Source organism: Shewanella sp. SM68 (assembly GCF_025653925.1).
GTDB classification, from domain to species: Bacteria; Pseudomonadota; Gammaproteobacteria; order Enterobacterales; family Shewanellaceae; genus Shewanella; species Shewanella oncorhynchi.
The window spans coordinates 98,326-122,628 of sequence record NZ_JAKKRU010000001.1; the positions used below are offsets into that span (position 1 = coordinate 98,326).

A 24,303-nucleotide genomic window follows, 5' to 3' on the forward strand; every position below is an offset into this window, starting at 1 on the left:
GGTGTTCAATTCTTGTTATCTATCATTGCACTCGACAGGCTCGAGTTCTGTGTCCTTAGGATCGCGGGTATGCGACAGATTAAGTTCAGCGTCGTCATCCTGAGTGTCGTTATCGTCCTGGGCTTCATTGAGCGCTTTTTCTAGCAGCATTTTATCCAGTTGTTTGCTGGTATCGACCCCGAGCTGCTGCATTAAATGGGCTTGACGCACTAGATTGCCTTTGCCCGATGACAGCTTGTTCATTGCGCTGTGATAGGTTTTTTCTGCATTATCTAAGGCGCGGCCGAGTTTTTCCATATCTTCAATATAACCACATAACTTGTCGTAAATTCGACCCGCTTGTTTTGCAATGGTTTGTGCGTGTTGATTTTGATATTCGTAGCGCCAAATATTGTTAATTGTGCGCAGGGCTACCAACAAATTCGTTGGACTAACAAGCATGATATTCTGCTCAAGGGCAAAATTGACTAGGCTAGGATCATGCTCCAATGCCAGTAAAAATGCCGGTTCGATAGGAATAAACATCAATACATAATCGAGACTCTTAAGGCCATGCAGATGTTGATAATCCTTTTGACTTAAGCCTTTAATGTGACTGCGAATTGAAATGACATGCTCGTTAATGGCCTGTTGGCGCAGTGCCGGATCTTCACTGTTGAAGTAGCGCTCATAACTAACCAACGACATCTTAGCATCGATGACCACATCTTTATTTTCTGGCAGATGCACAATCACATCCGGCTTAAAGCGTTTACCGCTATCATCCTTGAGATCTTGCTGAGTATGGTACTCATGGCCTTCACGTAGGCCGCTTTCCTGCAGTACGCGATCGAGGATCACTTCACCCCAATTACCTTGTTGCTTGTTATCGCCCTTGAGCGCTTTGGTCAGGTTGATAGCATCTTGGCTCATCTTCAGATTGAGCTCCCTTAAGTGCTCAAGCTGATGTTTGAGGGCGCTGCGCTCGGATTGTTCGTGGGTGTAGGATTCACGAATTTGCTGTCTGAATCCTTCAAGTTGTTGTTTTAATGGCCCAAGTACGCCTTCGAGTTGGCTGGCATTTTGGTGCTTAAAGTTTTCGCTACGTTCTTCAAAAATACGGTTTGCGAGGTTTTCAAATTGGGTTTGTAAACGCACTTCGGCCGATTCTAAGCTGGCAATTTTATCCTGCAGCGATTCTTGCTGGGCATCGGCCTTGGCTTGAATGGTTTGCTGCATGGCATTGGATTTCGACAGGGCTAATTGGATCTCTAACTGACGGCGCTGGCTATCATTTAATTGCTGCTCTAAGGTGGGAACGCGTTCGGCTAAGGCCTCGGCTTTGCCCAGTTGTTCAATTTTGAGCTCAAGGCGTTGCTGGTATTGACGTAATTGCGCTTCTTTGTCATCGACCAAAATTTGCTGTTGTGCTAAGGATAATTCCGCATCTTCATTTACTTGACGCATTTCTTGCTCAAGTTGGTCTTTGTGTAGTTGCCAGCGTTGGCGGGTGAGTCTTTGATTGAGCAGAGCACCGATCAACAGGCCTAAGAAGGCAATGGCGAGAAGGCCGATGATTTCGGCGACAGAAAAAGATTGAGAAAATGGCATGATCAATAGCACTCCTTTAGCTTTGGCGCTTAGGTTCGCATGCCCCCCAACAGGCTTCAAGCCCTTTAATCAACTATATCTGCGCTTAATGCTTGAATGAGCAAGTCTTATACGTTTAAGGTGAATTTATTCACGGGTGGAAAGTTTTTCTGGCTTTTACCTGTCTATATAAGAGTGAGCGATACAGACGAGCGCCAGAGAAGGTTTTTATCGCGACTCGGTGGCTTTAATCATTGGATGGTAGAGGTGTCAATTGGCTAAACATTCCCGTTTTACCCCAGGTATTCTTAAAAAAGCGCAGTGGCACATGCAAGACAATCAAGTGACGCCCGAAGCGGTATTTCGCTCGCGTCGGCAAATTGTAAAAGCCATGGGACTCGGTGCTATCGGTGCCAGCGTGCCCGGTTATGTGCAGGCTGGATTATTCGATCTATTTGGCGATCAACCTAAGTCCTCATTTATCACTACGCCACTGACGTTTCAATCCAATAAGCAGTACGGTGCCGCCGATGTGTTAACCCCGTTTGATAAAGTGACGCAGCATAATAATTTCTACGAATTTGGTACGGACAAACAAGATCCCTTCAATAATGCCCAAGGCTTTAAAGTCGATCCTTGGCAACTGCGTATCGAAGGTGAAGTTGAACGGCCCATAACCTTAGATTTTAATGATCTGACTAAAATGTTCCCGCTTGAGGAGCGTAACTATCGCCTGCGCTGTGTTGAAGCTTGGTCTATGGTGATCCCTTGGGTGGGGTTCCCGCTGGCGGCGTTATTAAAAAAGGTTGGCGTCACCAGTAAGGGCAAGTATGTCGCCTTCGAAACCGCTTTTGATCCCGAGCAAATGCCGGGGCAGAAGAGCCGATTAATGGGGGGAGGTATTCATTATCCCTATGTTGAAGGCCTCACGATAGCCGAAGCTATGAACGATTTAACCTTAATGTCGGTGGGTTTGTACGGTAAAACCTTGCCACCGCAGAACGGCGCGCCCATTCGCTTAGTGGTGCCGTGGAAATACGGCTTTAAGAGCATTAAATCAATCGTGCGAATTCGCGTTATGGATAAACAACCGCCGACCAGCTGGAATCAGCTTGCCTCACACGAGTATGGATTTTATGCCAACGTTAATCCGGCGGTGGATCATCCACGCTGGTCGCAAGCCACAGAGCGTCGTATCGGCGAGGGGGGATTGTTTTCAGCAACCCGCATCGATACCCAGCCGTTCAACGGTTACGGCGAGTTTGTGGCTTCACTGTATGACGGCATGGATCTGAGGAAATACTATTGATGATTGGTTTGTTGTTTGGATATTCGCCATTAAGCGGGGACAACCTATGTTGAGATTAACCGCTAAGCACTTGTTTTGGCTAAAGGCGTTATTTCATTTGTTGGGTTTAGTGCCAATCGTCTACCTTGTGCTCACTGTGGTGCTTGGCCGTGCGGGTGGCGATCCCGTGCAGCACATTATTCACTACACAGGCATAGGCGCATTAAATGCGCTAGCGGCGACCTTACTGATCTCACCGATTGCCAAGTTGACCAAGCAAGGGTTGTTGATGCAGACCCGCCGTTTAGTGGGGTTATATGTGTTTGCCTATGCCACCTTGCATATCTTGGCGTTTTTTAGTTTAGATCTGTTATTTGCTTGGGAATTACTGTTTAGTGAAGTGGTAAAACGGCCGTACATTTTAGTCGGCGCAGTGGCTTATCTTATCGTCACCGCTTTGGCGATAACTTCGTTTAAAGCCTTGATGCGTAAGATGGGACGTCGTTGGCAAACCTTGCACTATGGGGTGTATTTAGTCGCGATATTGGCGCCAATCCATTTTTACTGGTCGGTAAAATCGGAAATCATCGAGCCGAGTCTGTATATCGTAGGTTTTAGTGTGTTGCTGCTGTGGCGCACGCCTTGGTTTAAACGTCATTTCAGCCGTAAAGTGGCGAACAAAACCGAGCGTAAGCTGACACAAGATAAAGCTTCGATAAAGTCGGTTTAGACGCATGGCGCGAGCAGTAAATCACTGGCTTGATTTATGTTTCTTTGTGCCTAACGTGAGATCTAAAGTATAAAAACAAAAATGCCGAATGAAGATTCGGCATTTGTCGCTGAATAAATAGTCTTGCTCAGCTATTTTTCGGGTTCAGTTAGCAGGACTTAACCTAAACCTTGAGTCGCTGATTTCATTTGAATGAACTCAATTTTATAACCGTCTGGATCTTCAACAAACGCAATCTCAGTGGTACCACCTGCGACAGGACCTGGAGCACGAGTCACTTTGCCACCGGCTGCGGCAATAGCTGCGCAACGGGCATAGATATCTTCATCACCAATCGCTAAGTGGCCAAAGCCTGTGCCTAAATCGTATTTGTCAGTGCCCCAGTTATAGGTCAGTTCAACCACGGCTTGGCCTGTGGATTCTTCACCGTAACCCACGAAAGCTAAAGAATATTTGTACTCTGGATTTTCAGAGGTGCGAAGTAGTTTCATGCCGAGCACTTCAGTATAAAAAGCAATACTGCGTTCTAAGTTACCGACGCGGATCATAGTATGTAATAGTTGCGACATAGGTCCTCTCTCTAAATAGATTACGGGGTGGAGTATACCAAAAATCCGTAGATGGACCTCGATAAATGTCAGCCATTGTTTTTTACAGCGCTTGACCCAGATTAAAGCTTAGGATAGGGAAATGATTGTCTGTAAGAGGAATTTTCAGGATTTAGAAGAGAAAATTGCCGATAAATTGGCTATCGCTCACAAAACACAGATACAAACATGGGTTTTTATCACTGGGTTGATAATAATGTAGCCATACCAACTAGGAGAGTGAATGATGAACACCGAACTTAAAATGGCTTTAGGCACCACAGTTGTTATTGCTTTATTTTTCAGTGCTTTTTTTGTTTCAATGTTTTAACGACTAATACAAGTTTGAGTTAACCCAGTTCCAAGTTAAGCAAAAAAGCCGCTATTGCGGCTTTTTGTTTGTCTATGATTCAGTGCACGTAAAACTTCACTAGGATTTGAAGATGATGTTTAGCGAAACTGAAATAGCAAATTAACGGGCTACTTTAAAACACACTTTAAAAATTACCTGTTGAGTGAATGATACCAGCAATGTTTCTTGTGATTTTGCGTATGGCAACGCTATCAGAACTACGACATTTAATGAGCCGCACAGATAAATTTAGCGGATTTTTTTTGTGTGTAGCACCGTTAATTTTGCACCGTTAAGTTTCGGTGCTCTTTGTACTGGCTACAGGATGCGCTGCCTACCATAACGGCAAAAGGATGGTTACCAATTCTGTTGTCGTGTAGCCTCTCAAACCTGGTGCTGGTCAGCAATAACAACTGAAAGACAGCGAGTTATGGCATTTGTTGTCACTCAATGTTTTGCTCCGTCAATAAGCGATGAATAGGTATTTGCATCGATGCGGCAGTACATCGACAACATAGAGCGCTTTGGTTATGTAGAAAATGTTTGAATATGTTCAAATGAGTGACAGATGGCGTGAATTTTGTTGTAATCAATAACATAACTTACCGACTAATGCAGTCCGTCTCGCCTGCTTATATTTTCTTCATAAGTTCTGAGGGAATATAGTCGAATGATTAAGCATCTTTTGTTAAGCATTTAAGTGGTGTTTGCATTCACTATCTAAGAATTCAAAATAATTAAAAAATTAAAGGACTAAAAATGGCTACTGAGCAGAAAATCGAGCTTTCTTGGCTAATTCCAGATTTCAATCAATTAACTTTGATTCCCACAACTGGTGGTGAACTCAGTACACTTTTTGTTTTTGGACTAATTGTAGTCACTATTATATTTTCTGGATTTTTTGCCATAAAATGCGTTTCGACCTGGTTCAGACTGAGCTGGCTAGAGAAGGTATTAAAGCCACTAAATAGAAAAGATATTGTTGAGCAACGAGAGCCGCTACTTTTAAAAGCAAAAAGTAAGGAAAAGAGTATTGGATTCTTGTGGATGGAGTTTGATGAAACTTTAGTCGAAATTTGTCGGAATGGACGAATTGAGATTCGAAATACCTTAGATGCCGGTCATTTTTTTAACCCATATACACTGGCGGGAAGTGTTACCGAAAACCGACTTATAGCTGCTGTGCCAGGATTTCTAACTGCATTAGGTGTCATCGGTACCTTCATGGGGCTGCAATTAGGTTTAGCAGATCTAAAGCTTGGTGCCGGTGTCGATGTCAATGAAATGCAAGAAGGTGTTGCCGCTGTCGTCAACGGTGCAAAAATTGCGTTTTTAACCTCGGTGTGGGGGGTTGCATTAAGTGTCATTTTCAATTTTTTCGAAAAGCTTTGTGAGCAATTAATTCGCCGTAAAATTCGAAATATTGAATTTTTAGTTGATTGGCTATTTCCTCGTATTCGACCTGAAGAACAGTTACAGATCATTTCTGACAACAGTTCTGAATCCAGAGAAGTCTTGCAAGGTTTGGCAGAAAAAATCGGCGAAAAAATGCAAGAAGCGTTAGTCTCTGCCACACAAGGGATTCAAACAAGTTTGGAACAAAGTTTGTCGGAAATTATGGCACCTGCGATTAATAAGCTTGTTGACTCGACAACCGAAGGCAATCAAAAGGCGCTTGAGGGCCTTCTGCAAAGTTTCATGGAAGGCTTTGGGCAGGCAGGAAACCAACAACGCGACGCTCTTGATGATGTGTCCGAGAGAGTAAATAAATCTGTTGAAGCAATGCAGGCAACAATGTCTAGTTTTGTTGAACAGCTTCAAAATTCGCAAGCCGCATCGGGAGATCGCGAAAAAGCGCTGATAGCTGACATCGCGAATCAAGTAAACAGCCTATCCACGCAGTCCCAATCAATTCATCAAAAACTAACCTCGTTTGTCGAAGGCCAGATTAGTGAGATGACCTCACAAATGCAAAGTCGTGAGGCGGCCTCTGCCAAACGAGATGAAGAGTTAGTTAAAACGATTAAAGTTCAAGTCGATGAGCTCATCTTGAATTCACGAAGCCAAGGCGAAAGATTAAGTAGTTTTGTAGAGTCGCAGCTAGGTGGGTTGGTGCAATCCTTTGATGACAGAGAAAAGCGTGCATCTGAGTTAGAAACTGCCCGCAATGAGAGAATTGAACAGCAATCAAACTCTATTGCACAATTATCAACTGAGATTCTGAGTTCAGTAGAAAAATCTGTGTCGCAACAGGTAAAGGCTGTTGAACAGCTTCTTGTGCAAGGGCAAAAGCTTCAAAACAGCATCAATTCTTCGGTGGAAGCGAGTGCTCAGGCTACTCAAGCTATGAAGGAATCCTCAACAGAACTTCGTGTTTCTGCGGATAGTATGAAGGTTTTAAGTTCACATATTAATGAAGCAGGAAACAAGCTCTCAGGAGCTATTCGTAATGCCGTTGAGAGTACCTCTGATCTTGCAAGTCAAAATCAGTTGACTGCGCAACGTATGGAGAAACTGCGTGACGAATTGATTCGTGACGTTTCTCGATTTGGCGAGCTTACTGCACAGTTAAATGGTTTAATTTCCAGCGCAAGTTCTACATTTAGCGAGCTGAAAGGGTCACACAAAGAGTTTATTGGAGACCTTAAAGTTGAAGTAGAGGGCTTAAATCAGCGAATGACTGGGTTGCTTAAAGATTATGCAGAGCAAGCTAATGGCCAAACTGCAGCACACCTCAATGTATGGTCGAGTTCTGTAACAGCCTACTCGACACAAATGAATAACGCAGTGAAAGCGTTATCGAGTGTTGTTGATGAAATTCAAGCAAAGCTGGGGTAACAGATGGACAGACTATCCTCGCGTCGAAATTCTAACGTAGATGAAGAGAACCCTTACTGGATGTCATTTTCCGATTTAATGTCGGCGCTACTTGTTATCTTCATTTTAGCGACAGTAGCATTGATTATTGAATTAACACAAAAATCTGAAAAAATTGATGCGAGTATTCAGGAACTTCAGCGGGCTGAAGAGGCTCGCCGCAACATACTGGTCGATATTAAAGAAGATTTAGCCAAACAAAATATTATTGTTGAGATTGTAGAAAATGACACTGTATTACGGATCCCTGAAAGTACATTGTCATTTAAATCAGCAAAAGACACCTTGCCCGAAGACGAGAAAACACAAACTGAAGTTGCTGCCATTGGTGACGCTCTGCATAAAGCTATTACCAAAGAGGAACGTTGGAAGTACTTAGATACAGTCTTTGTTGAGGGGCATACGGACAGCGTAAATATTTGGTATCGCGGAAAAGGCAATTGGGGTCTTTCAACTGACAGGGCAGTATCAATCTGGAAGCTCTGGCAAGAAAAAAACTCTTTGTTACCCAAACTAAACGAGCTAAAAAACTTTAATGGCCAACTGCTATTTTCTGTAAGCGGTTATGCCGACACCCGGCGAGTCGATTTAGTTGAGAAAAGTGAAGATCAACGAGCTCGAAACCGCAGGATAGATATTCGTTTTACCGTCAAAAAACCTAAGATCGAGGACTATAAAAAGGCTAAAGATGTTTGAGGTTTGTCATTTTGAGGACGGTTTATAATGAAATTCGTTTTAACTGATACGAGTTATCGAAAAAACATTGAGGTTATGGAGCAACTCACCCAAGAGCAAAAGTCTATTGCTAAAAGGGCGGGTACAGACAACCCAAAGTTTGAAACCGCTTGGGCTCGATTACTGAATTTACTTTCCCGTGACAGGTTTGATCTTTTCAAAATTGAAAATCGCTTTGATGCGCGGGCATTGTCGATTGCCTTGACGGAACAACTAGGTTTACGTAAGGCCATTAGAATCGAAAGACATTTGCTCAGTGATGTCTCTGCAATAATTCCGAAAGGGAGTAACCTTTTTATTGAATCATTGTTCCAATTTTTTCTCAGTGACTTTGACTCAATTAATGACCCAGATGTTATTGGCGACTGGCTCTGCCGAGAGAGAAAGCGTAAGGGGTTAAATCAACTTCAAGAAGAAAAAGTACTATGTGCAGATGGTCCAATGTTTCTTGCCAAACAAGCCATCAATAGAGGTGCAACATTCGAGCAGCAAATCAATCACTGGAAATTAGATGGTTACGCCTCTGGTGATTTCCTCAAAAGAGCACAATCGGTCTATTTTGTTGAACAATTACAAAACATTCCGGTAAATAAACCGCATCAGTTGCTTGAAGAAATCAGTAAGCCGTTTGTTGCAAGTAGTCGTTATGATGCAAACGATCTTATTGGGCACGTAGCTCTTCGAATCTTGATTGATAGAGCACCTGCACAGCAAGTACATGAAAGTTGGCAAAACGCCGTCATTGCCATCGCTGGCGATCCCAGAATTCCCAAAAGCCACCTTCGCTTTATTAAGTGGTGGAGCCAATTGTCACCACAGCAAAGTAAAAAAGTGCAAGGTTGGCTCTCTAAATTAGACCTCAAGTTGTTTCTTGAGGCCCTTGAAGACTACTCGAATAGTTCGCGAGACACTGACATGATGAGAATGTTTCCTTCCCGGAAGTACTTCTTAGAAGGGTTGCATCAGGCTGGCGCAATTGTTCATACCAAGTTATATCTTTCAAAAAAAGCAGATTGGTATATCCGCAAAAACTATAAACCAGAGCATGTACCTGATTACTCAATCGTAGAGGATGGTGACCGTTCTATTATTTATGCCGAACTTACCCATGGCCATATGATAGAGGGCAGCCACAACTGCCAGATTTGGTTTTACAGAAACTTGCATGATTCAGCACAAGTGCTTCAGTTTGGTAAGCAAAGAGTTGGGTATCGTTCGTTGACAGCGGGATTAAACGAGAAAATGTACGAGTATGGCTGCGAAGCACACGATAACTTCACGCATTCACCTGCAAACTTCAGCTGGCAGCGACGCTCAATCAAAGCTGTAAACGAGTTAGGTGTGAAGATCAGAGCCGCTGATGTTTTAACTGAAGACGATTATCGAATTTACAAACGATTGTATGGAGTGAGCTAGTGAAGAATTGGATTTCATCTTTTTTCGGGGTTAAAGAGTCTGATACTAAATTTTCTATTGATATTAGCAAAGAGAGTATTGATTTTTTCTGCGATCAATATCAGTTCAATAAGATAAAAAAAGGTGACGCCGACGAATTTATCACAGCTCAATTTGTTGCTTTGCAAATGCTGGCTGAAGAGGGAAGTGCTGAAGCAATTCCAAATGGATTTGTTGTGCCACACGAAATTATTGTTTCACTGGATGAAGATGCATTCCAATTATTACAGTTACCAAAGAGATGGGATGATGATGCTGAAGTCGATATCAGAGGTACTACTGGCAGTGAGTCTTTTAGCGTCAGTATTGATGTAACTGCGCCTTCGGGGCGGATGACAGCTGTTTACAAGAAATTGGGCAGCATCCTGACATTTGGGGATAGTAAATTTACTCTCACGGCGCCAATGTTCAATGTTTTTAGTGCTTTGGAATGTCATGCGAATTCTGCAAAAAGTGAATCTGATAATCTGCTTTTACTTCATCAACTTCAACTGGCACAGAAAGCAGGTACCAAACTTTCACTGAGTCACTTCGACAAGCTCAATATCCATGTCCCAGATAAGATAACAGTAGCAGCTGAACTTGATGAATGGGGCAACTTGATTTTGACCCCAAATATGGGGCAGGCAATAGGTCACGAGCAACTTCAACGTGTACTGGGACAATTACAGTCTGAGGCGGGCCGAACGTTGAAAGTAGGGAATGAAATTATTCTCTTTGATGAGAAAACGGCCAAAGCAGTCAAAGAAATTATCTCCCACAGAAAAATACCTAAATCTCAAGTTGAGAAGTTTTTAAAAGCTCCTGGTGCATTTCTGGATGCGAGCCTGGTCGATCTTGATGTTGGATTTGCTGTACGAGTAAAAGGAGCGACACGTTTTAAACACGCATATTTTGGTGAAACCGATGAATCAGGGATTAATTGGTTTGGCCAAAGTCAGGCTTCAGGAACAATTTTGCCTATTAGTGCAGTGACGAAAGTTGTGAAAACTTTAGAGGACTTGCAGCAGCTACAGCAAGTGATTAGCGATGCAAGAGCAACTGGTGCTGTAGAAGTAGTTTTTGAAGGCAAAGTTTATGATATCGGTAGTGAGTCTGAAGTAAATGAAACTTTAGAAAAGCTGGGCCACAAACTTCGAAATCAAACTGACGAAGGTGATGGGGACGGCGAGCCAAGCGGTCCTACTGAACCTGATGAGCCAGATCTGACGGATGATGGTCCTATTGTTATTGATATTGCTTTAAATGACGATGAATTAGATAGCCCGTCGAAGATCGTTGAAGAAGCACTTAACGATGTGCTTTATAAAGAAGAGTTAGATTGGAGCAATCACAAAAGACAACCATTTCCGCATCAGTTAATCGGTGTTCAGTGGATACTTGGCCTTGAGGAAATGGCGCGCGAAAAAGAGCTTGTGAATGGTGCTTTGCTGGCAGATGACATGGGTTTGGGTAAGACCTTTATGTCTTTATCTGCTATTGAGCATTATTACAGAATATGCGATGACAACGGTGAAACGTGCCGGCCCACGTTGATCGTTGCGCCTTTAAGTCTTTTAGAGAACTGGAAAGACGAAGTGGGCGTCACATTTCACGAGTCACCATTTAGAGATATCGTCATTTTGCAATCAGATGGGGAGCTAAACCGTTTTCGAGATGGCTGCATTGAAATTAGAGCAGCTAATTTTGATGAGGAAACCATAGAGCCTCGTTACTCGCTAAAGTTTGGTGAGAAGCATGGCCTTGAACGATTAGATCTGCCCCGAAGATTAGTGATCACTACTTACCAGACATTGCGCGATTATCAGTTCTCGTTGTCTCAAATCGACTGGGGCTTAGCGATATTTGATGAGGCACAAAACACCAAGAATCCTAATGCGTTACAAACTCGCGCTGCTAAAGCTTTGAAAGCGAAGTTCAAATTACTTGCTACAGGCACTCCGGTCGAAAATAGTCTTGCCGACTTTTGGTGTCTGATGGATACAGCATGTCAAGGCTATCTCGGAACTTATCAGGATTTCCGACAAACCTATATAACGCCGATTTTACAAGCCGCAGGTGACGAGGTAGATCGAGTAAGAGCTACCTTGGGTCGCAAGTTGAGAGAGAAAGTCGGTGCGTTAATGCTACGTCGTGTCAAAGAAGACAATCTGGAAGGATTACCACAGAAGACCATATTGGTTGGCATCGAATCTAGCGATTGGCTGTATGAACCAAAATTACATTCAGTTATGACCGCTTACCAGCAAAGAGTATACGAAGGTGCGATTGAGGCACAGTTGGAAGATGAAGACAGTCATGTGCTTACAACGCTGATGCGCTTGCGCGATAGTTCGCTTCACCCACGTTTGGCTGATAGTGGTCGACTCGATCCTCCAACTTCTAAACGCGAAATACAGGCTCTTTTCGATGAATCGGCCAAAATGGCTAAAACTATTGAAGTGCTGTCTGAGATCCAATCTCGAAAAGAAAAATGCATCATTTTCGCAGTGAATAAACGACTTCAGCGTTTCTTGAGTATTGCGCTTGGAAGTTACTTTGGCTTGGGGCCTCTGCATGTAATAAATGGTGATACAAAAGCAGTTGTTAAGAGACAAGGCGATTTAAGCCGTAAGTCGTTGATTGCCGATTTTGAGGCGAAAGACGGTTTTAACATCATCATTATGTCGCCAGTTGCTGCAGGGGTTGGATTAACTGTTGTCGGTGCAAATAATGTCATCCACTTCGAAAGACACTGGAATCCAGCTAAAGAGGCTCAGGCTACTGACAGGGTGTACCGTATTGGTCAGAAGAAAGATGTAAATATATATGTGCCGATACTTCATCATCCATCATTTGAATCTTTTGATGTGAATCTGCACCGTTTGTTATCTCAAAAGTCTATGTTAAAAGATGCCGTGGTCACGCCTGGTGAAGTGATGCCTAATCCAACCGGATCAGGCGGAAATCACCTTGGCGTTGATAGTCTAATCACCTTTGACGATATGCCACGATTGAGCTGGAAACAGTTTGAAGCCTATACGCTCGAGGTGCTTGCAAGAGAGTACCAAGCCGATAGCGCTTGGCTCACTAAAGACGGCTCAGATTTTGGCGCAGACGGTATATTGGCAACTAGCAATCAATCGATGCTTATTCAAGCTAAACACAAGCACGGCGCATACAAAGGTCATAGTGCCGTTCAAGAAATATCGAATGCAAAAGTGCTTTACGGAAAGCACTTAGGTAGAGAGATTTCTAAACTAATCTTTGTGACTAACGCTACTCAACTTGCAAAAAGTGCCAGAGATATTGCAAATCAATTAGACGTTACCGTTATAGATGGCAATGAACTTAAAGATTTGTCAGACCGGCATAGCATCACTTTTGGACAGGTGTTGACCCGCTTGTCTAAAGAACGGTATGTGTTTCAATAAGTGAACTAAAAAACTAATTTTACAGTTTTATAAGGGGGTTAACTCATCCCTGTGGCATTGATGGGCAACTTTACTTTCGGGATGGAAATTGGCATTAATTATATCAAAACGCCGGTTTTGACAAAAAAGTCTTGTTTGAACCTTTAATTAGCGCTTATTAAGACATTGAAGCTGCAAGTAAAATTAACGGTGCCACCCACTTTAAGAATTACCTTTTGGGTGAATGATACCAGTAATGTTTCTTGTGATTTTGCGCAGGGCAGCGCCATCAGAGCTACGAAATTTAATGAGGTGCCCATAGAAATTTTGCAGATTTTTTTGTGTGGGTGGCACAGTTAATTCCTGCTTGGGTTTATTCTTCAGGATAAATTTTTTCTTTAAAATCACACAAGTCTTCAATGATACAGCTACCACAGCGGGGTTTGCGCGCGAGGCAAGTGTAGCGTCCGTGCAGGATAAACCAGTGGTGTACATCGACTTTAAATTCCGCCGGCACGACTTTTAGCATTTTCTCTTCCACTTCGACTACGTTCTTGCCGGGCGCGAATTTAGTGCGATTGGCGAGGCGAAAAATATGGGTGTCTACGGCGATGGTTGGCCAACCAAACGCAGTGTTTAGTACCACGTTAGCCGTCTTGCGGCCAACGCCGGGCAGAGATTCTAGGGCTTCGCGGTTTTCTGGTACTTCGCCATTGTACTTTTCAATCAAGATCTCACAGGCTTTGATCACATTGATGGCTTTGTTGTTGTATAAGCCTATGGTTTTTATGTATTGCTTTAAACCCTCTACGCCAAGGGCATAAATGCTGTGGGCTGTGTTTGCCACAGGAAAGAGCTTGTCTGTTGCCTTGTTGACACTCACATCTGTTGCTTGGGCCGATAACGTCACTGCCACTAGCAGTTCGAAGGGACTTGAAAAATTGAGTTCGGTTTCAGGTTTGGGATTGTTATCGCGAAGACGAGTGAGGATCTGGATACGTTTTTCTTGATTCATGTACGATTCCTGCGCTGTGGTGGGTTTCAACTCTCAACCGTTCATTATCACTATCTTATTAATGATGATTGATGAGTTTACAACCCACGTTCGCTGATTTTCTTATGCTTTGAGTTTTGCCGCTAATCATGTGCTAGGCACACATTAAACGCGTTAACACGAGCGCCATAATGCCTGTCGTTACTTGAAAGCCTAACCTACCTTAGTGATCCGTGCGCGGGTAACGCTCGGTTCTGCGGCGACTTGAGGTTGGCGTTCTTTGACTTTTTTATCAATTACATTTTTCAATGCAATCAATAATCCCATCACGATAAATGCGCCGGGTGGCAACATAGCAAGGAGAAATGGGGTATCGACTTGCCATAGATGCATGGTTAACGATTTAGCCCATGGGCCGAGCAGTTGATCCGCACCATCAAACAGTGTGCCTTGGCCTAAGATTTCCCGCGTTGCGCCCAGCACTGTAAGCACTAAAGTAAAACCAAGGCCCATCATTAGACCATCGAAGGCGGCACTAAACGCATTATTACGCGAGGCAAAGGCTTCGGCGCGGCCGATGATGATGCAATTCGTCACAATTAATGGCAGGAAGATCCCAAGGGATAAATACAGGCCGTAGGCATAGGCATTGATGAGCAGTTGCACTGTGGTGACTAGCGCGGCGATGATCATCACAAACACAGGAATACGAATTTCTTTGGGCACATAGTCGCGCACCAGTGACACCAAAATGTTAGAGCCAATCAGCACCAGCATAGTGGCTAGACCAAGGCCAAGGGCGTTAGTGATCGTTGCAGTAACCGCGAGTAGCGGACATAAACCTAACAGTTGCACTAGGCCTGGGTTGTTTTTCCACAGTCCTTGCCACGCAATTTCGCGATAATTAGTCATGGTTGGCCTCACAATTTAGCGGCTGGCTGAAAATTTGTGCTTGGTTAGTGCTGAAATACCATACCGCGTTTTTGACTGCTTTAACATAAGCGCGCGGGGTGATGGTTGCACCGGTAAATTGGTCAAAATCGCCGCCATCTTTTTTAACTAACCATTGCTTATCATCTGCAGAGCCCAGCACTTTACCAACAAACTGAGTGACCCAATCCGATTTACGTAGTTCAATTTTGTCACCCAGCCCAGGGGTTTCTTGGTGGGACAAGGTACGTACGCCTAAGACTTCACCTTGGATATTAATTCCAACAATTAATTTGATATTACCGCTATAGCCATCGGGTGCTATGGCTTCCATGGCGATAGCGACAGGCTTGCCTGCATGGGTAGCAATATAGGCCGGCATTGGACTATCCGTGCCTAATGCTTCTTTGTTTAATAGCAAGGTACACTGAGCGGTAAGCTCGTTATCATGTATTTCATCAGGGATTAATTGTTGCAATACTCGCATCAATTCCTGTTGTTCTTGCTGCTTAATCTTGTCAAAGGTTTGTTGATTGACCGCGGCGACGAGACCCGTGCAAATCAAGGCAAACAGTGCCAATAAAAAACCATTTTTAATCATCGGATTTTTCAACTCTTTTTCCTTAAGCTCTCGTTGCCAGCAGAATGACATTATCTTGTAGCATGACTGTAGTCCGCCAAATGGCCTTAGCTAGCTGAATGACCATAGGTGCGTGGCCGCACATAGTAGTCAATAAAGGGGGCACAGAGGTTAGCCAATAACACGGCAAAGGCAAAGGCGTCAGGGTAACCGCCTTTAATGCGGATGATGTACACCAACACACCAATTAACGCGCCGAAGATAATGCGACCACGGGGGCTGGTTGCTGCTGTGACGGGATCGGTTGCGATAAAAAATGCCGCTAACATGGTCGCGCCAGAAAACAAATGTAATAGGGGACTGCCTTGGGTATCGGGCGACAGTAAGAAACCGATACTCGATGCGAAAAAGAGCCCCAATAACACGCCAGTACTGATGTGCCAACGAATGGCTTTCAGTTTTAGTAACACTAAACCGCCAGCCAGATAAGCTAAATTCACCCAGAACCAACCTACGCCTGTGCTGCCATCAAAGATGGCTTTAGTCTGGCTTTCAGTGGTGGTTAATCCTAGGGATAAATCGGTTTTAAGGGTATCGAGTGGTGTCGCCATTGCGATGCCATCTATCCCTAAACGAAACTGTTCCAAGTTAACGTGGGCGCCAATGTTGAAGATAAGTTGCAAGCTCTCAGCTAGGCTAGGTGAATGCAGCGCAACGGTACTCGGTGCTATCCAAGTGGTCATTTGCACTGGGAATGAGATTAACAGCAATACATACGCCGCCATTGCAGGGTTAAACAGGTTATGGCCTAAACCGCCGTAAAGGTGCTTAACGATAACGATCGCAAAGGCGGTGCCCATCACTATCATCCACCAAGGTGCTAGGGGAGGAATGGCGACACCAATCAAGATTGCGGTCAGCATGGCGCTGTTATCGCTAAGGCTGGCTTTGATATCACGATTGCGAAGTTTCATCACCGCGGCCTCACAGCTTAGGGCAACAAGAATCGCAAGCAACACTTGAACAAGCGTGCCCCAGCCAAAAAAGGCGCATTGCACCACAAGGCCCGGCAGTAAACATAAAATCACCCTTTGCATCACAGTTGAGGTATGCAAATTACGTGTGACATGGGGTGATGAGGCTATTTTAAACGCCATTGTGTTCCCTTTTTATCATTCTGTTCTTAATCATTAGCAACATTTGAATCGCTCGAAGCTTCGGTTTGTTGAGCGAGTGCCGCTTTTTTGGCTTTCGCCTTGGCGATGGTCGCAGCAATTCGTGCTTTTTTAAGCTCATCGCCTGATAAGGCTGCCGTTTCAATGGGTTCTGCGGATAGTAAAACGGCTTCAGGTTTGGCTGCTGCTATCGACGGCGATGCCACGTTAGCTTTAGTTTGAATGTCGTCAACGGACTCTATTTCAGACTCAGCTGCTGATGCCGCAGCTATTTTCTTCGCTTTAGCACGAGCAACAGCGGCGGCCACTTTGGCCTTTTTAATCGCTTCAGCGTCGTTAACGTCAGTAGCGGCTGCTTCTGTATCATCATTCACATCTGCTTGAACGCTAGCTGCGGAATCAACTGCGGGAGCCACGGTCTGAGTTAAATCATTGTCAGCATTTGTCTCAACTTGCTGCGCGGCTTTTTTCGCTTTAGCACGGGCAACCGCGGCGGCTACTTTGGCTTTCTTAATCGCTTCTGAATCATTAACGTCACTAACGCTAACATCACTAACGCTAACGTCAGTATTGCTAACTTCAATATCGCTAGCGGCGGTTTCTGCTTGCAGCGCCGCTTTCTTGGCTTTTGCCCGCGCGACTGCGGCAGCCACTTTGGCCTTTTTATCATCGGCAGCGCTGGCTTCTGGTGTGCTGTCAGCCGTTTCAAGCGGCGCGGGTTCGGCTTGCTGAGCGGCCTTTTTAGCTTTGGCGCGAGCAATGGCCGCGGCGACTTTGTCCTTCTGAGATAACGGCGCTTCTTGCGCGATTGCATCTGTTGCTGAGATGGAGTCGTTTGCGTCAACATTCACCGCATTGTCTGTTTTGGCACTGTCAGTTTCAGCACCATTGGTGTCAGTGCCATCGGCATTTGCTTGTGCAGATTTTTTCGCCTTAGCACGGGCGATGGCGGCGGCAACGGCGGCCTTACCTTTTGGCACTTCCGTGGTGTCAGTTGTTGTGGCGCTTGACTCTTCGGTAATTGATTCGCCAGTGACTGATTGTGCCGCTGCGGCTTTTTTCGCGGCGATCCGTGCCATGGCTTCGGCGACGGCATTTTTATCCGTGCCAGTCATAGTCGCTTGTCGGCGCTCTGCGGCTTCTTTGGCCTTAGCTTCACGGGCAAGCTTTTCTTCTTCAAGACGCGCTAAACGGGCATCGAAACGCTGTTTAGCGCGCTCCGCTTGCTGCTTCTCATCGGCGGCTTGTTTGAGTGCAGATTTGGCAATGCGGTAATACTCGACTAAGGGAATATCACTCGGGCAGACGTAACTACAACAACCGCATTCAATACAATCCTTTAGATTGTAGCTGGCAGCTTTGTCATATTCTTCGGCCTTGGCGTGCCAAAAGAGTTGCTGTGGCAATAAGAGTGCAGGGCAGGCATTGGCGCATTCGGCGCAGCGGATACAGGCTTTTTCTTCTGGCGTAGTTCCTATTTCTTGGCTGCTTGGTACCAGAATACAGTTAGTACCTTTTAAAATAGGCACTTGGATATTCGCCAACGCATGGCCCATCATAGGCCCGCCAATAATCACCTTTTGTTCAGGCTCTGGCATGAACTCAGTCGCACTTAGCACATGCTCAACAGGTGTGCCTATCGGTAACCAGTAGTTCCCCGGTTTACCGACATTTTTGCCTGTCACAGTCACAACACGCTCAATCAGCGGTTTACCTTGGGTAATCGCTTGATGAATCGCAAAGGCAGTGCCGACGTTATGCACGACGATACCAAGTTTGGCGGGAATAGCGCCTGAGGGCACTTCGCGGCCAGTAATGATTTGAATTAACTGCTTTTCACCACCAGAAGGATATTTTGTCGGAATGACGGTTACCCGAATGCTGTCGGCTGGGAGCCCACATTGGACGACTGCAGCTTGCATGGCTTTGGCCGCTTCTGGCTTATTATCTTCAATGGCGATAACAATGCGTTTTGGCGTTAATAGCCGATGAATAATGCCAATGCCGGCGAGGATATCTTGGCTGTATTCGCGCATTAATCTGTCATCTGCGCTGATATAAGGTTCGCACTCGACGCCGTTGATGATGACTAAATCAATTTCACTGACCGGATTAAGCTTAATATGAGTTGGAAACGCCGCGCCGCCCATGCCTGCAATGCCAGCAGCACGGATCTTATCGATCATCTGTTGATGGTTTAAGTCATCAAGCTCATTTTGCACCAGCTCACACCAAGTGTCTTTGCCATCGGCCTGAATAACGCAGGTATTAACCGGCAATGCTGAGGCGTGGTTACTTGCCCTTGGCTCAATGGCAACGATAGTGCCTGATGTCGGTGCATGCACAGGTAAATGCCAAATGGAGGTGCCTTGCGTTAACGGCGTGCCTTTTAATACGCTATCGCCGATGTTTACCGCAAGTGTGCAGTTTTCACCGACTTGAGGAATGGGCACTAAGTACGTAGCGGCTAAGGGGAGTTGGCTAATCGGCGTCGCGTTCGAGAGGAATTTGACTTCGGGTGGATGTATACCACCGGGTGAGCGCCAAAGGGTTCCTTTATCTAATTGATCTAATAAAGTTAACACCGCTTTTCCTCTTCTAACTGTGGGTCTTGGTTCTGAATCTCTTTGATGAGAGTGTCTTGGATGAGAGTCACTGGGATGGCATTTAAACGCCAGTTCCAATTTTTAAGATTCTGGGTGACTGGGATCATATCAATACAATCGACGGGACAAGGCTCAACACAGAGATCGCAACCCGTGCAATCGGTTGTCAGCACAGTATGCATAAGCTTACCTGCACCGATAATCGCATCCACGGGGCAGGCTTGAATACACTTAGTGCAACCAATACATTCGTCTTCACGTATGTAGGCGACCTTTTTCACTTGAGATTGTGCTTCGGCATTCAGCGGCTCGGGCTCGACGCCCATCAGGGTCGCCAGTTTTTCCATGGTGGCTGTGCCGCCGGGAGGGCATTTGTTGACTTTATCACCGTTGGCAATCGCTTCAGCGTAAGGGCGACAGCCAGGGTAACCACATTGACCACATTGGGTTTGTGGCAGAATCGCTTCGAGTTCATCGACAATCGGATTGCCTTCAACCTTAAATTTAACGGCGGCAAAACCGAGTAATAGTCCAAAGACTAATGCCAATAGGGTCAACAATATGACTGCAATTAAAATTCCGGACATCTTACTTAACCAATCCTGTGAATCCCATAAAGGCGAGGGACATAAGACCTGCGGTGATCATCGCTATGGCGCCGCCTTTGAAAGGTAAGGGGACATCTGCGGCAGCTAAACGTTCGCGCATCGCCGAGAAGAGAATTAACACTAATGAGAAGCCTAACGCAGCACCAAAGCCATAGATAGCCGATTGGATAAAATCGTGCTTCTCGTTAACGTTCAATAGGGCAACACCCAACACAGCACAGTTAGTTGTGATCAGCGGCAGGTAAATGCCTAAAGCGCGATGCAGTGCAGCACTGGTTTTTTGCACCACCATTTCAGTAAATTGCACCACAACCGCAATCACTAAAATGAAGCTCATGGTTCGCAGGTAGCTCAGATCAAAGGGTAATAATAGATACTGGTTGACGAGGTAACTGAGAATCGAGGCTAACGTCAGCACAAAAGTGGTCGCCATAGACATGCCAATAGCGGACTCCAGTTTACTGGAGACCCCCATGAAAGGACACAAGCCTAAGAATTTCACTAAAACGAAATTGTTGACCAGTACTGTACTGATCAACAAGAGGAGATATTCAGTCATCTCAATACTTTTCTAAACGGATCTTGGCCGTATTATCGACTTTTCCGTTTGCATAAACAACATATAGAATGCAGGGTTAACCATCTTTACTGTAAATTTTGGCGACGAATTAACCCGTTAAAGTATTAAATTTGATCTGTAATCGCCATGGCTTGGGGCTGTGCTATGTAATAGCCTTGCAATCCATCAACTAAGAGTTTTTCGAGGGTGAGTTTTTCTTCTTGGCGTTCGACGCTGGTCGCAATAACCCGAATGCCTATCCGTCTTGCAACATCCACCATCATACGGACAAAGAACTTATTATTCCTGTCTTCATCGATGTTCGATGTGTAGCTGCCATCAAGCTTTATGTAGTCTGGGCGCACTTCGCTGAAGAATTTGAAGGACGTAAAGCTCATGCCAAAACGCTCTATCGACACTCGAGATCCAACGCTATGTATTTCGCGAACGAACTTATAGCTTGCCCCTAAGTTAGACTGCATACCTGACTCATTGATCTCAAATACTAAGCGCGAGGCGATGTATTTTTGCTTGCCTAAAATGTCCTTTAGCCAAGCGACAAACATATCCTGATGCGCAGAAAATGCGCTGATATTGATGCCGAAATTACCCGAAATGGTCGGGTTTTCCTTAAGCATTCTTAATGCACTGATCACCACCAGTTTATCTAATTCAGAACTCATACCGTGACGTTCGGCCATAGCGATCACTGTGGTGGTCGGTAAAAACTTACCTTCGCTATTGTAAAAGCGCGCCAACAACTCACGGTAAACCTCTACATCAGTTCGGCAGGGCTGAATTGGCTGTTGGTAGAATTTTAATGCTTGGCGAGTGACTAAATCATTGATCGCCATTTTCCAGCGATCATCACCAAACTGCTCGTCACCATTGAGTTTTTCTTGGATATGATAACTATTAGGTCCAAGGGTCTGCGCTATGCTGACTGCGGTATCCGCAATCGTCAGCAAATTAACCGCATCGGTACCTTGGTGATAGGGAACTAAACCGATATGGGCAACAGATTCCGCTTTTGTCATCTGCAAATATTCATCGAGATAAATTTTTAATTGATCTAAAAATTTTGGCGCATCCTTCAGCATGACATCAGGAATAAAGATGGCAAAATCAGCGCTCGATACCCTGAAACATTCTGCATCTGAATACTTACTACAGGCTTTGCGGATACAATTTGCCACCCTTGAAAGATAATCATCCCCCGCAGTTCGCCCTTGTTTTTGATTGATTTGCGCAAGCTCTGTGGCCTTAACCATTGCCATCAGCCCCAATTGAGGAATATCGGGATTGCTTATGGTTTCTAATTTTTGGGTAAAGCGCTGGCGACTACCAAAACCCGTCACTGTGTCTTGATAGGCCGCTTTATGCAGCTTTTCATTCTCTTGATTGAGTTTATCGATTTGGGCTTTAAGTTGAAGACGACACTCTTCAAGGGATATTCCAATGGGGTTGAGCTCACCTGTGAGTTTTGATGATGCGACAGCAGAAAACCCTAACTCAGGTATTTTTGAAATATAATCAGCAGCATAACGTATCGCCGCCCTATGTTTTGACATTAACAGAATAAACACTAACTGCAAGATAAGGTAAGCCACCAGTAACATGACACCGAGCTTTTGAGTATGACTAATCGAAGTTTCAATCGCTTGGTTTGCACTGAGTTTGACTTGTAAACGACCGGTTGCCAATTTTTGTGTATGACTGAGTTCGATAGAAAATAAACGGGCTAAAGGATGAGGATGTTGGCTGTCTAAACGACCTTCTGTATGACTCCGTTGGCCATCGGTATCATCAATATATTGGAAAAATTGGAATGGGTAATTTTCAGAAAGCTTTTTGAAGAGTTCGGCGCCATCACCTTGCCATTGTTGGTAGCGGGTTAAACTGGTTTTAAAGCTATCCAGTTCTTGCTGTTGTTGGATTTGTAATTGGCTATTTTCGCTTTGATATACCCAAGCAAAAAGACCTAAGAAAATAAGCAGTAAAAAAATTGGATATGATTTTGACATGGCCATAAAAATCCGCTCTATTTTTTTTGGGTGAGCTCAAACAGGATAAGTTTAAGTCAAGAATACTTAACTGCAGCTATCTGTGTGATGACACTCATAAATTTTTATTAATAAGCTGATAACAGTGTAACTGCATTTGCTTAAAAACAAAACGGAAAAGAATAGGGTAACTAGAAGCCGGAAGAGGCAAAGGCACGAGAACAAAACGAAGAATAAATTGGCTCCCCTGACTGGACTTGAACCAGTGACATACGGATTAACAGTCCGCCGTTCTACCGACTGAACTACAGGGGAGTAGAGGGTGCGATATTGCTATCGACTTTACAGAAATAACACTTTTTAAATGGCTCCCCTGACTGGACTTGAACCAGTGACATACGGATTAACAGTCCGCCGTTCTACCGACTGAACTACAGGGGAATCGAGGTGCGATATTACTATCGACTTTTTAGCTTGCTTAAATTGGCTCCCCTGACTGGACTTGAACCAGTGACATACGGATTAACAGTCCGCCGTTCTACCGACTGAACTACAGGGGAATCATTTTAATGCTTCAGCTTGATAATGTAATTGGCTCCCCTGACTGGACTTGAACCAGTGACATACGGATTAACAGTCCGCCGTTCTACCGACTGAACTACAGGGGAATTGTTTACAACTTATCTTACTGCTTGTTCTAACTCATTTTTATCATGTGCTTAAAGTGGCTCCCCTGACTGGACTTGAACCAGTGACATACGGATTAACAGTCCGCCGTTCTACCGACTGAACTACAGGGGAATCGTTTCACACAATCGTAGCGACTCGTTGAGAACGGAGCGCATAGTAAAACGCTCTGTTGGATGAGTCAACTCGAGTTACTAAAAAAAGTGTAATTATGCTGTTAAGTGCTCATCTAATGTGCATCGTGGTGCAGAATTCGACATTTTTCGTGAAAAACCACTTAACAATTCGCAATATAGCCATAATTGAGTCCATCGTTTTTAAGCGGTGATTCTATGGAATTGAAATCATTCGCTAAATAATCGACACCGTTTTCGGTACTTGGTCGAGTACTTAAGACTCAAACCGCTCAAAAAAGGATCTCAGGTGGGTAATGTGAATTTACTCAGTTCTTTATACCGATAGAAAACGTGGGTTATCTTTTTGCCGTTAAAGTCCGTTTTTCTGTTTTAACAAGTTTGCTATTGTTGATGGAGGTGTTAATTGAGGCTTTATCGAATTAGCGTGAGCTGTTTTTCAAATTAAGTGATGCACTTCAGTATTAGTTGTGGCACCAGATGCGCTACTACAACTCGCGTTAATTACAGTTAGTGAAATTGATACAAGTAGCAACATTTATCAAATGTAATTAAATTACTAAATGCTGCCAGACGGTTGTTAAGACACATGACAGCCTCCAATCCCGCGTGGTTTCTAGGTTATTTCGACTTATCAACAAAATCTGTGGATAACCCTGTGAGTTGTCCTGAAAAATGGCCGCCAAAGCCTTGGGGTATGGGCGGCGGACTTAAAATGCACTATTTTGGGGTTCAAAAATAAATTTAAGTATTATCAAATGCATACTAAAAGCAAGTGGTTTTTGTTGAGGGTGAAAACAAGGTTGCAATTTTGTAATCGAACGAAATTGATTTCTTGTGTATTAAATTGGCATTTTTGCTTAGTTTGCGGGTGTTTTGTGAGCAAAAAACGCTGAAAACGCCTTAGTTTAAAAGTTTCATGTTTCTTCCTTTAAATTGTCATCTTGCGGTTTTAGATCGTATTGATATGACGACAGGAAGGATAACTGTGGAGCTTAGTCGGTGACTTGATTAGAATGGGGCGACTCACTAAAAGGATATG

17 protein-coding genes and 5 tRNA genes are annotated in these 24,303 nt (G+C 44.4%); 7 read left to right on the plus strand and 15 right to left on the minus strand.

The annotated features are described in order from the left end of the window. Positions 1 to 15 precede the first annotated feature (15 nt). The gene (gene rmuC / locus L5M40_RS00420; RefSeq protein ID WP_173245045.1) at positions 16 to 1,590 is read right to left on the minus strand and encodes a DNA recombination protein RmuC; all 1,575 of its coding nucleotides are present in this window, start codon (positions 1,588 to 1,590) and stop codon (positions 16 to 18) included. A gap of 253 nt (positions 1,591 to 1,843) precedes the next feature. On the opposite strand from rmuC, the gene msrP reads away from it, so the two are divergent. Both msrP and msrQ read left to right on the plus strand, forming a co-directional pair. Continuing rightward, the gene (gene msrP, locus L5M40_RS00425; protein ID WP_173496681.1) at positions 1,844 to 2,878 is read left to right on the plus strand and encodes a protein-methionine-sulfoxide reductase catalytic subunit MsrP; all 1,035 of its coding nucleotides are present in this window, start codon (positions 1,844 to 1,846) and stop codon (positions 2,876 to 2,878) included. Positions 2,879 to 2,924: 46 nt separating this feature from the next. Next, entirely contained in the window at positions 2,925 to 3,587 is a 663-nt protein-coding gene (gene msrQ / locus L5M40_RS00430) for a protein-methionine-sulfoxide reductase heme-binding subunit MsrQ (protein WP_028760021.1), read from the plus strand. A gap of 158 nt (positions 3,588 to 3,745) precedes the next feature. Here the strand turns inward: msrQ and gloA are convergent, their stop codons facing one another. Next, positions 3,746 to 4,156, minus strand: a complete 411-nt coding sequence (gloA, locus tag L5M40_RS00435; RefSeq protein ID WP_006087315.1) for a lactoylglutathione lyase — start codon at positions 4,154 to 4,156, stop codon at positions 3,746 to 3,748. 1,129 nt (positions 4,157 to 5,285) lie between these two features. Between gloA and zorA the strand changes: the two genes are divergently transcribed. Genes zorA through L5M40_RS00455 form a run of 4 tightly spaced genes read left to right on the plus strand, consistent with a single transcriptional unit; the run spans position 5,286 to position 13,006 of the window. Next, complete coding sequence (gene zorA, locus L5M40_RS00440; RefSeq protein ID WP_263175458.1) at positions 5,286 to 7,364, plus strand: anti-phage ZorAB system protein ZorA; 2,079 nt, start codon at positions 5,286 to 5,288, stop codon at positions 7,362 to 7,364. A gap of 3 nt (positions 7,365 to 7,367) precedes the next feature. After that, entirely contained in the window at positions 7,368 to 8,099 is a 732-nt protein-coding gene (locus L5M40_RS00445) for a flagellar motor protein MotB (protein ID WP_113939642.1), read from the plus strand. A 27-nt stretch (positions 8,100 to 8,126) separates the two neighbouring features. Further along, a complete protein-coding gene (locus tag L5M40_RS00450; RefSeq protein WP_263175459.1) occupies positions 8,127 to 9,554 on the plus strand; it encodes an EH signature domain-containing protein in 1,428 nt (475 codons plus the stop codon). After that, entirely contained in the window at positions 9,554 to 13,006 is a 3,453-nt protein-coding gene (locus tag L5M40_RS00455; RefSeq protein WP_263175460.1) for an SNF2-related protein, read from the plus strand. Before L5M40_RS00450 ends, L5M40_RS00455 begins: the two co-directional genes overlap by 1 nt. A gap of 352 nt (positions 13,007 to 13,358) precedes the next feature. Here the strand turns inward: L5M40_RS00455 and nth are convergent, their stop codons facing one another. From nth to L5M40_RS00520, 13 genes are all read right to left on the minus strand, one after another. Then, positions 13,359 to 14,000 (minus strand): endonuclease III, encoded by a 642-nt coding sequence (nth, locus tag L5M40_RS00460; protein ID WP_113939645.1) that lies wholly within the window; start codon positions 13,998 to 14,000, stop codon positions 13,359 to 13,361. Between the two features lie 192 nt (positions 14,001 to 14,192). Further along, positions 14,193 to 14,891, minus strand: coding sequence for an electron transport complex subunit E (locus L5M40_RS00465; protein WP_028760019.1), 699 nt, complete (start codon positions 14,889 to 14,891; stop codon positions 14,193 to 14,195). After that, a complete protein-coding gene (rsxG, locus tag L5M40_RS00470; RefSeq protein WP_131524983.1) occupies positions 14,884 to 15,522 on the minus strand; it encodes an electron transport complex subunit RsxG in 639 nt (212 codons plus the stop codon). Before rsxG ends, L5M40_RS00465 begins: the two co-directional genes overlap by 8 nt. Positions 15,523 to 15,596: 74 nt before the next feature. Next, positions 15,597 to 16,646 (minus strand): electron transport complex subunit RsxD, encoded by a 1,050-nt coding sequence (gene rsxD / locus L5M40_RS00475; RefSeq protein ID WP_263175461.1) that lies wholly within the window; start codon positions 16,644 to 16,646, stop codon positions 15,597 to 15,599. Positions 16,647 to 16,672: 26 nt separating this feature from the next. After that, the gene (rsxC, locus tag L5M40_RS00480) at positions 16,673 to 19,249 is read right to left on the minus strand and encodes an electron transport complex subunit RsxC (RefSeq protein WP_263175462.1); all 2,577 of its coding nucleotides are present in this window, start codon (positions 19,247 to 19,249) and stop codon (positions 16,673 to 16,675) included. Further along, positions 19,243 to 19,857, minus strand: coding sequence for an electron transport complex subunit RsxB (gene rsxB / locus L5M40_RS00485; protein WP_028760015.1), 615 nt, complete (start codon positions 19,855 to 19,857; stop codon positions 19,243 to 19,245). Before rsxB ends, rsxC begins: the two co-directional genes overlap by 7 nt. Position 19,858: 1 nt before the next feature. After that, positions 19,859 to 20,437 carry an electron transport complex subunit RsxA gene (gene rsxA, locus L5M40_RS00490; RefSeq protein ID WP_006081543.1) on the minus strand — a complete coding sequence of 193 codons (579 nt, stop codon included), beginning with the start codon at positions 20,435 to 20,437 and terminating at the stop codon, positions 19,859 to 19,861. 125 nt (positions 20,438 to 20,562) lie between these two features. Next, positions 20,563 to 22,467 (minus strand): GGDEF domain-containing protein, encoded by a 1,905-nt coding sequence (locus L5M40_RS00495; protein WP_263175463.1) that lies wholly within the window; start codon positions 22,465 to 22,467, stop codon positions 20,563 to 20,565. 212 nt (positions 22,468 to 22,679) lie between these two features. After that, a tRNA-Asn gene (locus tag L5M40_RS00500) sits at positions 22,680 to 22,755 on the minus strand. A gap of 50 nt (positions 22,756 to 22,805) precedes the next feature. Beyond that, a tRNA-Asn gene (locus L5M40_RS00505) sits at positions 22,806 to 22,881 on the minus strand. Positions 22,882 to 22,924: 43 nt separating this feature from the next. Next, positions 22,925 to 23,000 (minus strand) — tRNA-Asn (locus L5M40_RS00510). 32 nt (positions 23,001 to 23,032) lie between these two features. Next, positions 23,033 to 23,108, minus strand: a tRNA-Asn gene (locus tag L5M40_RS00515). 57 nt (positions 23,109 to 23,165) lie between these two features. After that, positions 23,166 to 23,241, minus strand: a tRNA-Asn gene (locus L5M40_RS00520). Between the two features lie 609 nt (positions 23,242 to 23,850). Between L5M40_RS00520 and L5M40_RS00525 the strand changes: the two genes are divergently transcribed. Then, complete coding sequence (locus L5M40_RS00525; protein ID WP_158497640.1) at positions 23,851 to 24,003, plus strand: hypothetical protein; 153 nt, start codon at positions 23,851 to 23,853, stop codon at positions 24,001 to 24,003. Positions 24,004 to 24,303: the final 300 nt, after the last annotated feature.

Coding starts and splice junctions, on each gene's coding strand:
- L5M40_RS00445 (WP_113939642.1), top strand. CDS start 7,368: ATGGACAGACTATCCTCGCGTCGAAATTCTAACGTAGATGAAGAGAAC.
- gloA (WP_006087315.1), bottom strand. CDS start 4,156: ATGTCGCAACTATTACATACTATGATCCGCGTCGGTAACTTAGAACGC.
- msrQ (WP_028760021.1), top strand. CDS start 2,925: ATGTTGAGATTAACCGCTAAGCACTTGTTTTGGCTAAAGGCGTTATTT.
- rsxD (WP_263175461.1), bottom strand. CDS start 16,646: ATGGCGTTTAAAATAGCCTCATCACCCCATGTCACACGTAATTTGCAT.
- L5M40_RS00525 (WP_158497640.1), top strand. CDS start 23,851: ATGACAGCCTCCAATCCCGCGTGGTTTCTAGGTTATTTCGACTTATCA.
- rmuC (WP_173245045.1), bottom strand. CDS start 1,590: ATGCCATTTTCTCAATCTTTTTCTGTCGCCGAAATCATCGGCCTTCTC.
- nth (WP_113939645.1), bottom strand. CDS start 14,000: ATGAATCAAGAAAAACGTATCCAGATCCTCACTCGTCTTCGCGATAAC.
- zorA (WP_263175458.1), top strand. CDS start 5,286: ATGGCTACTGAGCAGAAAATCGAGCTTTCTTGGCTAATTCCAGATTTC.
- rsxB (WP_028760015.1), bottom strand. CDS start 19,857: ATGTCCGGAATTTTAATTGCAGTCATATTGTTGACCCTATTGGCATTA.
- L5M40_RS00450 (WP_263175459.1), top strand. CDS start 8,127: ATGAAATTCGTTTTAACTGATACGAGTTATCGAAAAAACATTGAGGTT.
- L5M40_RS00465 (WP_028760019.1), bottom strand. CDS start 14,891: ATGACTAATTATCGCGAAATTGCGTGGCAAGGACTGTGGAAAAACAAC.
- rsxA (WP_006081543.1), bottom strand. CDS start 20,437: ATGACTGAATATCTCCTCTTGTTGATCAGTACAGTACTGGTCAACAAT.
- L5M40_RS00495 (WP_263175463.1), bottom strand. CDS start 22,467: ATGGCCATGTCAAAATCATATCCAATTTTTTTACTGCTTATTTTCTTA.